12 protein-coding genes and 1 tRNA gene are annotated in these 12,678 nt (G+C 63.9%); 1 reads left to right on the top strand and 12 read right to left on the bottom strand.

Going from position 1 to position 12,678, the window contains the following annotated elements:
* Positions 1–2: 2 nt before the first annotated feature.
* The 10 genes from LQ952_RS05385 to thrS form a co-directional block, all read right to left on the bottom strand.
* Positions 3–1,391, bottom strand: coding sequence for an AmpG family muropeptide MFS transporter (locus LQ952_RS05385; RefSeq protein ID WP_238621633.1), 1,389 nt, complete (start codon positions 1,389–1,391; stop codon positions 3–5).
* Between the two features lie 87 nt (positions 1,392–1,478).
* Positions 1,479–1,555: transfer RNA gene (locus tag LQ952_RS05380), tRNA-Pro, on the bottom strand.
* A gap of 72 nt (positions 1,556–1,627) precedes the next feature.
* Complete coding sequence (locus LQ952_RS05375; RefSeq protein ID WP_238621632.1) at positions 1,628–1,993, bottom strand: MerR family transcriptional regulator; 366 nt, start codon at positions 1,991–1,993, stop codon at positions 1,628–1,630.
* Positions 1,971–2,273, bottom strand: coding sequence for an integration host factor subunit alpha (ihfA, locus tag LQ952_RS05370; protein WP_238621631.1), 303 nt, complete (start codon positions 2,271–2,273; stop codon positions 1,971–1,973). The genes LQ952_RS05375 and ihfA overlap by 23 nt, the downstream gene beginning before the upstream one ends.
* Positions 2,274–2,276: 3 nt before the next feature.
* Entirely contained in the window at positions 2,277–4,655 is a 2,379-nt protein-coding gene (pheT, locus tag LQ952_RS05365) for a phenylalanine--tRNA ligase subunit beta (protein ID WP_238621630.1), read from the bottom strand.
* A 160-nt stretch (positions 4,656–4,815) separates the two neighbouring features.
* Entirely contained in the window at positions 4,816–5,835 is a 1,020-nt protein-coding gene (pheS, locus tag LQ952_RS05360; RefSeq protein ID WP_238621629.1) for a phenylalanine--tRNA ligase subunit alpha, read from the bottom strand.
* A 107-nt stretch (positions 5,836–5,942) separates the two neighbouring features.
* Positions 5,943–6,299 (bottom strand): 50S ribosomal protein L20, encoded by a 357-nt coding sequence (gene rplT / locus LQ952_RS05355; RefSeq protein WP_200174030.1) that lies wholly within the window; start codon positions 6,297–6,299, stop codon positions 5,943–5,945.
* Between the two features lie 26 nt (positions 6,300–6,325).
* Entirely contained in the window at positions 6,326–6,523 is a 198-nt protein-coding gene (gene rpmI, locus LQ952_RS05350; protein WP_238621628.1) for a 50S ribosomal protein L35, read from the bottom strand.
* A gap of 117 nt (positions 6,524–6,640) precedes the next feature.
* A complete protein-coding gene (infC, locus tag LQ952_RS05345) occupies positions 6,641–7,159 on the bottom strand; it encodes a translation initiation factor IF-3 (RefSeq protein ID WP_238621655.1) in 519 nt (172 codons plus the stop codon).
* 3 nt (positions 7,160–7,162) lie between these two features.
* Positions 7,163–9,094: a threonine--tRNA ligase gene (thrS, locus tag LQ952_RS05340; protein ID WP_238621627.1), complete on the bottom strand. Its 1,932-nt coding sequence runs from the start codon at positions 9,092–9,094 to the stop codon at positions 7,163–7,165.
* A 206-nt stretch (positions 9,095–9,300) separates the two neighbouring features.
* Between thrS and LQ952_RS05335 the strand changes: the two genes are divergently transcribed.
* Complete coding sequence (locus LQ952_RS05335; RefSeq protein WP_238621626.1) at positions 9,301–9,939, top strand: TVP38/TMEM64 family protein; 639 nt, start codon at positions 9,301–9,303, stop codon at positions 9,937–9,939.
* 28 nt (positions 9,940–9,967) lie between these two features.
* On the opposite strand, the gene LQ952_RS05330 is transcribed toward LQ952_RS05335, so the two are convergent.
* Together LQ952_RS05330 and LQ952_RS05325 are read right to left on the bottom strand one after the other, a co-directional pair.
* Complete coding sequence (locus LQ952_RS05330) at positions 9,968–10,336, bottom strand: DUF4870 family protein (RefSeq protein ID WP_238621625.1); 369 nt, start codon at positions 10,334–10,336, stop codon at positions 9,968–9,970.
* 84 nt (positions 10,337–10,420) lie between these two features.
* Positions 10,421–12,631 carry a PepSY domain-containing protein gene (locus tag LQ952_RS05325; RefSeq protein ID WP_238621624.1) on the bottom strand — a complete coding sequence of 737 codons (2,211 nt, stop codon included), beginning with the start codon at positions 12,629–12,631 and terminating at the stop codon, positions 10,421–10,423.
* Positions 12,632–12,678: the final 47 nt, after the last annotated feature.

Below are 12,678 nucleotides of genomic sequence, written 5' to 3'. Positions count from 1 at the left end.
CCTCATCTGCGGTTTTCCGCCGGGCGGCCGGGCCTGACCACCTGATCGGGATTGGCCAGGCGGGCGATCAGCACCGCCAATAGGATAGCCGGCAGGCCGATGCCGGCCGATGAGATGAAGAACCAGACCCAGCCCACCTGCTCCACCAGCAGCCCGGTAAAGCCCGCCAGGAACTGGCCCGGCAGGGTCATGATGGAGCTGAACAGGGCATACTGAGTGGCCGTATAGGCACTGTTGGTCAGGCTCGACAGATAGGCAATGAACACAGAAATGGCCAGTCCCCCGCTGATGTTGTCCGCCATGATGGCAAATGTCAGACCATACAGCTCCGGACCCAGGGTGGCCAACCAGGAAAAGGTCAGATTGGTCAGGGGCGCCAGACAGGCGGTCGCAATGAGCATGCGGGTGATGCCGAAGCGCATCACCAAAAGCCCCCCCAGCACGGCCCCGGTCAGGGTCATGGCCAGGCCGAAGGCCGCGGCCACGTTAGCGATCTCGGTCTTGGAAAAGCCCAGGTCCAGATAGAAGGGGTTGGCCATCACCCCCATGAAGATGTCGCTGATGCGAAACGTGGCCACGAACAGCAACACCAGCAGGGCCACCTTACCGTAGCGGTGCCAAAAATCCGCAAAGGGACAAATCACCGCGCCGATGAACCAGGCCGTGAAACGACGACGCCAACCACGATGGGCGGTGCGATCCAGATAATCCACCACCCGCTGCTCCAGGCGCCGGGTGCTGCTGTTGGTGGTCACCTCCGGCTCGCGGATGATCAGCGTGGTGATCACGCCCACCGCCATCAGCGCGGCCATCACCCCGTAGGACAGACTCCAGTTCCCCACGGCAGCCAGATGCAGCGCCCCCGCTCCGGCGGCCAGCAGGGCCACTCGGTAACCGAAGATGTAGGATGCCGCCATGGCGCCCTGCCGGTCCCGGCTCACCGCCTCGATGCGATAGGCGTCGACGGCGATGTCCTGGGTCGCCGAACCAAAAGCGGTCAGCACCGCCCAGACGGCCACCAGCCACAGATGCTCGCGGGGATCGGTCAGTGCAATACCCAACAGCCCCAGGGCGATCACCCCCTGGGCCAGGATCATCCAGGCACGCCGCCGTCCCAGCCAAGGGGTCAGGAAGGGTAAGGGCATCCGGTCCACCACCGGCGCCCAGAAAATCTTGATGCTGTGGGCCATGCCCACCCAGCTCAAAAAGCCGATGGCGGCCAGTTCCACCCCCAGATCCCGCAACCAGGCGGTGAACGTCCCCCCCACCAGCAGCAGCGGCAAGCCGGCGGCAAAACCCAGAAACAGCATGCCGAGGACCCGGGGATGCCGATAGACGGCCAGGGCGGCGCGCCAGTCCCGGCGGTGTTCTGGAACGACCTCGGTACTCATGATGCGCGGCACCCTCGGTAAGGTTCGCGGGAACAGGACGAATGGCGGGCACAAAAAACCCGGCCTTGAGCCGGGTTTTTCGGGATTTGGTCGGGGCGAGAGGATTTGAACCTCCGACCACCTGCACCCCATGCAGGTGCGCTACCAGGCTGCGCTACGCCCCGAGAAAGTGCAGCATTGTAGGGTATGTTTTTCCATTTGTGAAGTGTTTTTGCGACCAAATTCTTACTATTTTTTCACGACGGCTTCTGCCGCAGGATGTGCAGGATCTCCTCCAGTTCCAGCCGCATCTGCCGGATGATCTGCTGACTCTGGGAGGTGTCGTCGCGGGCCTCCTGCCCCGACAGTTTCTGCCTGGCACCGCCGATGGTATAACCCTGCTCATAGAGCAGGCTGCGGATCTGGCGAATCAGGATGACATCCTGTCGCTGGTAATAACGGCGGTTACCGCGCCGCTTGACGGGCTTCAGGGAGGGGAACTCCTGTTCCCAGTAGCGCAATACATGGGGCTTCACCCCACACAGCTCGCTGACCTCCCCGATGGTGAAATAACGTTTCCCGGGAATGGCCGGGAGTTCGCTATTGTTGCCCGCTTCCAGCATAGGACTCGACCCTCGCCTTCAGTTTCTGACCAGGACGGAACGTCACCACGCGACGGGCGGAAATGGGAATCTCCTCACCGGTCTTGGGATTACGGCCGGGCCGCTGGTTTTTGTCCCTGAGCGTGAAGTTGCCGAACCCCGACAACTTTACCTGCTCCCCCACCTCCAGTGCGGTGCGAACTTCCTCGAAGAAGAGCTCCACAAGCTCCTTGGCCTCACGCTTGTTAAGCCCGAGTTCTTCATGCAGCCGCTCCGCCATCTCCGCCTTTGTCAATGCCATCGATCAAGCTCTGAGGGTCGCCCCAACCTCTTCTTGTAATTTGGTCACGATGTCGTGGATCATCTCGTCCACTTTTTCGTCGGTAAGAGTGCTGGATAAATCCTGTAAAATCAAGCCCAAAGCAAGACTTTTTCTACCCTCCGGCACCCCCCGCCCCGTATAGACGTCAAACAGGTTCACCCCTCTGAGCGCTTCGTGGCCGGCGCTTTCGATCACTTCCACCACCCGGGCGGCCGGCAGGGCGGTGTCCACCAGCAGGGCCAGGTCGCGACGAATGGCCGGGAACCGGCTCTGCTCCCGGAATCCGGGCAGACGCCCCCGGCAGACCTTTTCCAGTGAAAGCTCGAACAGGAACACCGGTGTTTCCAGATCCAGCCCGGCTTCCAACGCCGGATTCAGGGCGCCGACCCAACCCAGGGATTCCCCGTCCAGGCACAGCTCGGCGCACTGCCCGGGATGCAGCGCCGGATGACGGCCGGCCCGCCAGCTCACCCGCCGGTCCAGCCCCGCCAGGGCCAGCAGGGATTCCACATCCCCCTTGATGTCGAAGAAATCCACCGGGCGCTCGGCCTGACCCCACTGCGCCGGAAACAGGGCGCCGCAGATCAGGCCGGAGATAACCTTTTCCTGCTTCAGTCCATTGTCTTGGGGCGCGAACCTCAGTCCTACTTCGAACAGGCGCACCCGCGCCTGCTGGCGGTGCAGGTTGTGCAGGGCCGCCTTCACCAACCCCGGCCAAAGGGTGGTGCGCATCACCGCCAACTCCGAAGAGAGAGGATTGGCCAGCCTGAGCGGCCGGGTGTCCGGGGAGAACCCGGCCTCCAGGGCCTCATCCACGAAGCTGAAGGTGATGGCCTCCAGATACCCCAGATCACACAGGCGGGAGCGCAGGCGGCGAGGATCCACCCGCGCCTCGTCCAGCCAGGTGATGCCGGGGCGGACCAGGGGCAGCTCGGAAGGCAGATCGTCATAGCCATGAACCCGGGCGATCTCCTCCACCAGGTCTTCCTCGATGGCCAGATCGAAGCGGAACGAGGGCACCGCGACCTGCCAGGCCTCCCCCATTCCGCTCACCTCGCAGCCCAGGGCAACGAGGATCTCCCGCATCCGCGCGGGCGGCAGCGCCAGGCCCAGCAGACGACTCACCCGGGCAGGCCGCAGGGTAATGGGTGCGCACACCGGCACCTGAGATGCCTCCTCGGCCACGTTGGCCGGCCCCGGGGTACCGCCGGCGATCTCGCACAGCAGCTGCGTGGCCCGCTCCAGGGCACGCAGGGGCAGCGCCGGATCCACGCCCCGCTCGAAACGGTGGGACGACTCGGTGTGCAGGCCATGATGGCGGGCACGCCCGGCCACGGCCATGGGCACGAAGTGGGCCGACTCCAGGAATACATCCCGGGTGTCATCGGTCACGCCGCTGGCCTCGCCGCCCATGATGCCCGCCAGAGCCAGCAGCTTACCTTCGTCGGCGATCACCAGATCATCGGCGCCCAGCTTGAGTTCCTGGCCATCCAGCAATACCAGGGTCTCACCGTCCCGGGCCCGGCGCACCACGATGGCGCCATCGAGCACGGACAGATCGAAGGCATGCATGGGCTGACCCAACTCCAGCATGACGTAGTTGGTCACATCCACCAGGGGACCCAGGCTGCGGATCCCGGCCCGGCGCAGACGCTCCTGCATCCACAGCGGCGTGGGCGCGGCGGGATTCACGCCCCGGATCACCCGACCGGCATAGCGCGGACAGTCCGCGGGCGCCTCCAGGCGCACCGGGAAGACATCCTCACAGGCCGCCGACACTGCCGGCACTTCCAGTACCTGAAGGGGCCGGCCCGTCAGGGTCGCCACCTCCCGGGCCACCCCGGCCATGCTCAGGCAGTCGGCCCGGTTCGGTGTCAGGTCCACTTCCAGGACCTGGTCATCCAGCCCCAGCAGCACACGAACGTCCGTGCCCGCCGCCGGTTCGTCCGGCAGGGACATGAGACCTTCATGGGCCTCGGACAGACCCAGCTCCCGGGCGGAACAGAGCATGCCGAAGGACGGTACCCCCCGCAGTTTGGCCTTCTTGATCTTGAAATCGCCAGGCAGGACCGCGCCGACCCGGGCAAAGGGAGCGCGCATGCCCACCTGCACATTAGGCGCGCCGCAGACCACCTGCACCGGCTCGCCGCTGCCGTCATCCACCTGACAAACCCGCAGCTTGTCTGCGTCCGGATGGGGTTCCACGGCGATCACATGGGCCACCACCACGCCGGTAAAATCCGGCGCCACCGTCGTGACGGCGTCCAGCTCCAAGCCCGCCATGGTCAGGCGATGGCCCAGGGCGTCCACCGCCAGGCCGTGATCCACCCACTGACCCAGCCATTGATTACTGATTTTCATAGATACTCAACCTTGGATTCGGAATGGGTTAGGGAAACACTGAACAAATTCCCCTCCGTCACTCCCGCCCCTCCGTCACTCCCGCTTACGCGGGAGTGACGGAGTGTCCAGTCCATGACTGGATTCCCGCTTGCGCGGGAATGACTGATTCAGAATTTTCTCAGACGAACTGGCGCAGGAAACGGATGTCATTGTCGAAGAACAGCCGCAGGTCGTTGACCCCGTAGCGCAGCATGGCCATGCGCTCCACTCCCAGCCCGAAGGCAAAACCGGAATAACGTTCGCTGTCGATGCCCACATGCCCCAGCACATTGGGATGCACCATGCCGCAGCCCATTACCTCCAACCAGCCGGTCTGCTTGCAGACCCGGCAGCCGTGGCCGCCGCATTGCACGCACTGGATGTCCACCTCGGCGGAGGGTTCGGTGAAGGGGAAATAGGAAGGCCGAAACCGGGTCTTCAGATCGTTCTGCTCGAAGAAGGCCCGCAGAAAGGCGTCCAGCACGCCGCGCAGATGGGCAAAGGTCACCTGCTCATCCACCACCAGCCCCTCCACCTGGTGAAACATGGGGCTGTGGGTGAGATCCGAGTCGCAGCGATAGACACGTCCGGGGGCGATGATGCGCAGGGGCGGTGCCTGGTTTTCCATCACTCGGACCTGCACCGGCGAGGTATGGGTACGCAGCAGGGTGGTGGCATCGAAATAGAAGGTGTCATGCATCGCCCGGGCCGGGTGATGGGACGGAATGTTCAGGGCCTCGAAGTTGTGGTAGTCGTCCTCCACCTCCGGACCTTCCACCACCGCAAAACCCAACTGCTCCAGCAGGGCCTGGATGCGCTCTATGGTCAGGGTGACGGGATGCAGGCCACCGGATTCCTGGCGCCGCCCAGGCAGGGTGACATCCAGGGTCTCCGCCGCCAGGCGAGTCTCCCGAGCCGCCAGTTCCAAGGCCTCGCGGCGCGCCTCCAGGGCCTCGGCCACCACCTGTTTGGCCTGGTTGATGGCCTGACCGGCCTCCCGGCGCTGCTCCGGCGGCAGTGCCCCGAGGGACTTCAACTGTTCGGTGATGACGCCCTTCTTGCCCAGGTACTGCACCCGCAACTCGTCCAGATGGCGCAGGTCGGCGGACGCGCGGATCGCCGTGAGCGCCGCGTCGGTGAGATTGGAAAGGGATTCCACTTGGAGCTTCCGTCGTTGCGTTGAAAACAAAAAGGGGAAAGGCCAGGCCTTTCCCCTCTTGACGTTCCCGCCCCCGCCGCACGGGGGCGGGCCTGCGTCCGCAGTGCTTACGCCAGGGCGGCCTTGGCCTGCTCGGCGATACGGCCAAAGGCGGGCAGATCATGCACCGCCAGATCAGCCAGCACCTTACGGTCGATCTCGACGCCGGCCTTGTTCAGTCCGTCGATCAGACGGCTGTAGGACAGGCCAAACTCGCGGGCCGCCGCGTTGATACGCACAATCCACAGGGCGCGGAACTGACGCTTGCGCTGCCGGCGGTCGCGATAGGCGTACTGACCGGCCTTGGTGACGGCCTGCACGGCAACGCGATAGACGTTCTTGCGGGCACCATAGTAACCTTTTGCCTTGTCCAGCACCTTTTTGTGCTTGGCGTGGGCGGTTACACCTCTTTTGACTCGGGGCATGCTCTAAAACTCCTGGGTGACTCGGCTCAGCTATTGGGCAACATCTGACGCACGGCGGCCACATCCGAGGCATGGATGTGGGACGCGGCGCGCAGGTGACGCTTACGCTTGGTGCTCTTCTTCGTCAGGATATGACGACGATGGGACTGGGCACGCTTGAAGGCGCCCGAGCCGGTCTTGGTGAAGCGCTTGGCGGCGCCCCGATTGGTCTTCATCTTCGGCATCTTTGAACTCCAGATGATGCCGCCTCGCTGGCGACATGTTGGTCAAGACGCACAGGTGTACCGGGACCCATGCATCCGTTTTCTTATCGACTGCCTTTACTTTTTACTGCCGACTGCTTACTTCTTCTTCGGACTGATCACCATGATCATCTGGCGACCTTCCATCTTGGGACGCTGTTCTACCGTCGCCAGCTCACCCAGATCGGCTTCGATCCGGTCGAGCTGCCTTGCACCCAGCTCCTGGTGCGCCATCTCACGACCGCGGAAGCGGATGGTGACCTTGCACTTGTCACCATTCTCCAGAAAGCGGTTTAGATTGCGAAGCTTGACCTGGTAGTCACCTTCGTCCGTTCCCGGACGGAATTTGACTTCCTTGATCTGAACCTGTTTCTGATTTTTCTTGGCAGCCTGCGTCTTCTTGCTGTGCTCGAACTTGAACTTGCCATAGTCCATGACCCGACAGACCGGAGGATCGGCCGTGGGCACGATTTCCACCAGATCCAGTTCGGCTTCCTCGGCGATTCGCATCGCCTCGCGCGTCAGCATGACCCCCATGTTCTCGCCGTCTTCACCGATCAGACGCACTTGGGGCACATTGATCTGCTCGTTTAATCGGTTCTCTTTACCAGCGCTGATATGTCAATCCTCCAAAATGGAATGGCCGCGGCTCGCGGTTTCGAGGGAAAGACGCTGAATCAGGGAATCGATCTCCATCGTTCCCAGGTCCCGCCCATCGCGCGTACGCACGGCGACTGTACCCGTATCCCTTTCCCGGTCCCCCAGGACCAGCAGATACGGCACTCGTTGAAGCGTATGCTCGCGGATTTTAAAGCCGATCTTCTCGTTTCTCAAGTCCATGTCGGCGCGGAAGCCCTGTTCGCGCAAAATATCGGCCACCTGACGGGCATAATCGTTCTGCCGATCGGTGATGGTGAGCACCTGCACCTGTACCGGCGCCAGCCACAGGGGGAAGTGACCGGCATAGTGCTCGATGAGCACGCCGAAGAAGCGTTCCACCGACCCCAGCAGGGCGCGATGGATCATGATGGGCCGCTTGCGGGTGTTGTCGTCCGCCACGTACTCCATGTCGAAGCGTTCCGGCAGGTTGAAGTCCAGCTGCACCGTGGAGCACTGCCACTGACGACCGATGGCGTCACGGATCTTGATATCGATCTTGGGGCCGTAGAAGGCACCGCCGCCCTCGTCCACCTCATAGGCCAGCCCCTTCTTCTCCAGGGCCGCCCGCAGCGCGGCGGTGGCATGCTCCCAGATGTGATCCGAGCCCACGGCCTTGTCCGGGCGGGTGGACAGGTTGATATCGAAGTTCTCGAAACCAAAAGCCTGCAGCACCGCCAGGGTGAGATCCAGGATCCGCAGGATCTCCGCCTCGATCTGATCCTCCCGGCAGAAGATGTGGGCATCGTCCTGGGTAAAGCCGCGCACCCGCATCAGGCCGTGCAGGGCACCGGACATCTCGCGGCGGTAGACCGTCCCCATCTCCGCCCAGCGCAGGGGCAGGTCACGGTAGGAACGCAGGCGATCCTTGTACACCAGGACATGGAACGGACAGTTCATGGGCTTGAGCTGGAAGGCCTGATGCTCGTCCTGCATGGGCTCGTACATGGACTCGGCATAGAAGTCCGCATGACCGGAGGTCTTCCACAGCTCCAGGTTGGCGATATGGGGGGTATACAGGAACTCGTACCCCGCCCGCTCATGCATCTCGGACCAGAACTGTTCGATGGCGCGGCGGATGCGGGCGCCGTTAGGGTGCCAAAATACCAGGCCGCCGCCGGCATCCTCCTGAATGGAGAACAGATTCAGCTCCTGGCCGATGCGACGATGATCGCGGCGCTCCGCCTCCGCCAGGCGGTGGAGATACTCTTCCAGCTGCTGCTTGTTGGGCCAGGCGGTACCGTAGATGCGCTGGAGCATCTCGTTCTTGGAGTCCCCGCGCCAATAGGCACCGGCCACTTTGGTAAGCTTGAAGGCCTTGAGCCTGCCGGTGCCGGGTACGTGGGGGCCGCGGCACAGGTCGGTAAACTCGCCCTGGCTGTAGAGGGAGATATCCTCGTTGGTGGGGATGTCGGCGATGAGGCGGGCCTTGTATTCCTCTCCTTGCTCGCGGAAGAATGCCACGGCCTCGTCACGGGGCATGACCCGGCGCGCCACCGGCAGATCGGCCTTGACCAACTCCTTCATTTTCGCCTCGATCTTTTCCAGGTCTTCCGGATGGAAGGGGCGTTCATAGGCGAAGTCGTAGTAGAACCCATCCTCGATCACGGGACCGATGGTCACCTGAGCGCCGGGATACAGGGTCTTCACCGCCTGGGCCATGAGGTGGGCGGTGGAGTGGCGGATCATGTCCAACCCTTCCGGATCGCGGTCGGTGATGATGGCCAGACGGGCATCATCTTCGATCAGGTAAGCGGCATCCACCAGGCGGTCGTCGATCTTGCCGGCCAGGGTGGCCTTGGCGAGGCCGGGACCGATATCGGCGGCCACCTGAGCCACGGTGACGGGCGCATCAAAGCTGCGACGGCTGTTGTCGGGGAGGGTAATGACGGGCATGTCGATGTCTCCTGCGCCGGCCTGTACGAGGGGTCGTGCGCTATTCGTGATGAAGGGGATGGCCCCACGGGAAAGGGCTGCCGACCTTTGACCCCATGGCGGGGCAAGGCCGGCAGCCCGGGTACTGCCGATGCGTGAACCTGACAATGGCGCTCAGGCTAGCGAAAATGGCGAAAAAGCACAAGTGGTTATAATCCTCAGACCAAATGATGAACGAGCCCCTGTTCAACCTGACCGCCTGGGTCGTCGCATCCCAGGAAACCCTGCTGGCGTGGACGGCGCTTCATCCCGTGGCGATGGCCGCCGGCTACGTGGTGGCCGTGACCTTCGGCAAGGTCACCCCGTTTCCCGGGGGGTTCCTGCTCATGCTCACGGGCGGCTTCCTGTTCGGGGCGCCGCTGGGTGCCGTGCTCAGTGCCACCGGTTCGGCCTTCAGTGCGGTGATGGTGGGTGCCGTGGGGCGCCGGCTGTTCCGCGGTCCCATCCATCGCCGCTGGGGACACCGACTGCAGAAAATGGAGGCGAAGGTGAACGCAAATGCCTTCAGCGTGATCCTGGCGGCGCGCCTGTTCCCCCTGGTACCGGCCTGGCTGATCAACATGCTGCCGGTGGCGTTTCCGATCCCCTTCCGCCATGTACTGGTGGCCACTTTTCTGGGGCTGCTGCCCATCTCCTTCGTCGTGGCGAGTCTGGGGGCGGAGTTGTCCAGCCTGACCCAGGCGCAGAGCCTGGGCATGACGGACATCCTCTCCCCGGGCCTGCTGCTGCCTCTGGGCATCCTGGCCCTGCTGGTGCTGACGCCCGCCCTGCTCTCCCTGCGCTCAGCAGGGCAAAGGGGCCGCTAACCTGCCGCCCCTCCGGAGCACCTGCACTTCACCACGACCAGCGTTCTGGGTTGGCCACGGCCTGCCCCTCGCTCAGCGCCTTCCAGCCCTTCACGCAACGGATAACCAGCCACACAAACCAGAATAGCAGCACCAGGTAGCCAACGACGACGAACGTCAGCAGTATGCCCACGATCACGTACAACAGCCCAATCCAGAAAGTACGGATCTGGAAATCATAATGGCTCCGCAGCCAGCCGCTGCCGTCGCCCCGATAGACATAGGCCACGATCACACCAATCAGCCCCGTCAGGCCGACGATGGGCGAGACCAAGTACAGGGCATAGATGATCTTCGGCATCATGGCCTGATCCTTGCCCGGCTCGCCCCCAACCGTATTTCCTGAAATCTCCGACATGCCTGATTCTCCCGTGAGGTTAAGACATCACTGCCGGGTCCGCCCTCGCGGCCGGCAGGAGCGCACAGGATAGCACTCGGCGGCTCAGTCAATCAGATCCATCCGCAGCTTGCCCCCGGCCTCCCATGCCTGGAGGCGCCGGACGGCCTCGTCCACGGTCACCCCCTCTCGGGCCGCCAGGATCTCCGCCAGCGCGGTGCGCACCCCCTGCCCCAGGGTCCGGGCATTGCCGCAGACATAGATCACCGCATCACGCTCCAGCACCCAGGTCATCAGCTCATCGGCGGCCGCATGCAGCTGATCCTGCACATAACCGCCTCCTTCCGGATCCCGGGAAAAAACCGCATCCAGCCGGTCCAGATCCCCGGCCCGATGCCAAGCCGCCAGCTGCTCCCCATGGAAGAAATCCCCGGCCCGCTTGCGATTGCCGAAGATCAGCCAGGTCGGCCCCGGTCGCTTTCGGAAGGCCTGCTCGGCAATGAAGCCGACGAACGGGGCAATCCCGCAGCCGGCAGCCAGCATGATCATGGGACGCGCAGGGTCCTCGGGCGGATTGAAGTCGGGATGGGCGCGAAGCCGGCCCTCCAGCACATCCCCCTCCTTGAGTTGCCGACACAACAGGCCCGAGGCCTTGCCCAGCCGCTCCGCCCCATCCGCCTCCCGGTGGCTCACCAGGGCCACTGTCAGCAGGATCGAGCGAGGATCCTCGTCCGGCGTGCTACCGATGGAATAAGGCCGCGCCGGCTCACCGGCAGCCGGTCGCACCAGCAGCAGATCCCCCGGCCGGAACGTCAGCGGCGCATCACTTTCAAACCGCAGGCTCCAGACCTCATGGGTATCCGGATCAGTGGGATCATTAAGTTGACGCCGCTCCCTCAGGGTCAGCCGGACCGGTTGGTCCCCCTGCGGCGCAGCCACGTCCCCCAGGCCGATGCCCAACTGAGCGGCCACCTGATCCAGCCAGCGGCGCCAGTCCGCCGCCGGATCCCCATCCACCGTCATCATCGGCAGGACTTCCACGCCACCGGCGGCCAGCAGGGCCGCGCGTAGCTGCTCGCCACCGCGACAGAAGTGGGTATAACTGCGATCCCCCAGGGCCAGGACGGAGAACCGGCAACCGGCCAGATCCGCGCCACCCAAGACCTTGAGGAACGATCGTGCCTGTTCGGGCACCTGTCCCTCCCCCGCGGTGGAGACAATCAGAAACACCTGGCGAAATCCCTTCAGCTCCGCCACGGACAGCCCCGCCACCGAGGCGTGCAGTACCCGGCTACCGCCGGCCTGCAGGGCCTGGCGGGTCAGGTCTGCCAGCTTCGCGGCCGTACCGGTCTGACTGGCGTGGGCCACCAGGATATCCGCGTGGGCGTCCCCGCTGCGTCGGCGGCTCTGGCGCCGGCGACGTTCCCAGGACCACAGCCCCGTACCCATCAGCCCCATCAGGATCACGGAGGCCAGCAGATTGAGCATGCCGGACCAGGCACCGGACCAGGTGCCTTCATGGAGTTCCTTCACCAACCCCGGAAAGTGGTCCTGTCGAATCACCCCATGACGGCTCACCACATGAACCGCTTCACCAACCGGATCGACACCCCGGACCGCGGCGGCAGAGCGCTTGACCCGGGTCACCTCCCGTACCCCGGACAGATCGCCGCTGGCCATGGCCTGCTCGATGGCGGACGCCATCCCCACGGGCCGGTCATCCGGGTGCAGCGGGGGCAGCCGTGGCGTGCCGATGTGCAGGGACATAAGGATCCCGGTCACGGCGATCATCAGCACCAGCGGCAGGGCCACCCAACCACCCAGGGTGTGCCAACCCATGAGGGTCCGGCGCAACCGGGGCCAGGCCAGGAAGGGGCCGGCGATGATCACCAGCACCATCAGGTAGGTGGCAATCTCCACCACGATGGCGGCATCCAGCAACAGATCCTTGTGCAGGTGCTTGACAGTATTAAAGAAATCGCTCCTTTCGCCGCGATGCTCAAGCGACTCACCGGTGTCCAGATCAAAGGTCATGAATTGGGAACGGCCCTGCTCGCGGAACTCCAGCAACACCACACGGCCTTCTTCCACCACCACGGAGCGTGCCCGCTGCCCGGGATCGACCTGGTTGAGCAGTTGCACCAGCGCGACGGCGTCCGCCGGGGCCTCGGCCGCAGACCCCGACCGGAGGTCATCAAGGATGGGATCGAAGGAGAGGATCGCGCCAGTGATGATGATAAGGGCAAACAGGGGCAGCAGGATCAGGGTGAGCCAGCGATGCAGCCAACTCAGCGTCCGCTTGAGGTAAGGGGGCATGGGTATGTCCGTACTCCAGGTTGATGGTGAATATCTTCAACACCATA

Source organism: Ectothiorhodospira lacustris, from assembly GCF_022227785.1.
GTDB lineage: Bacteria > Pseudomonadota > Gammaproteobacteria > Ectothiorhodospirales > Ectothiorhodospiraceae > Ectothiorhodospira > Ectothiorhodospira lacustris.
The sequence above is the reverse complement of the archived record's forward strand: the minus strand, read 5'-3'. Positions and strand labels throughout refer to the sequence as shown.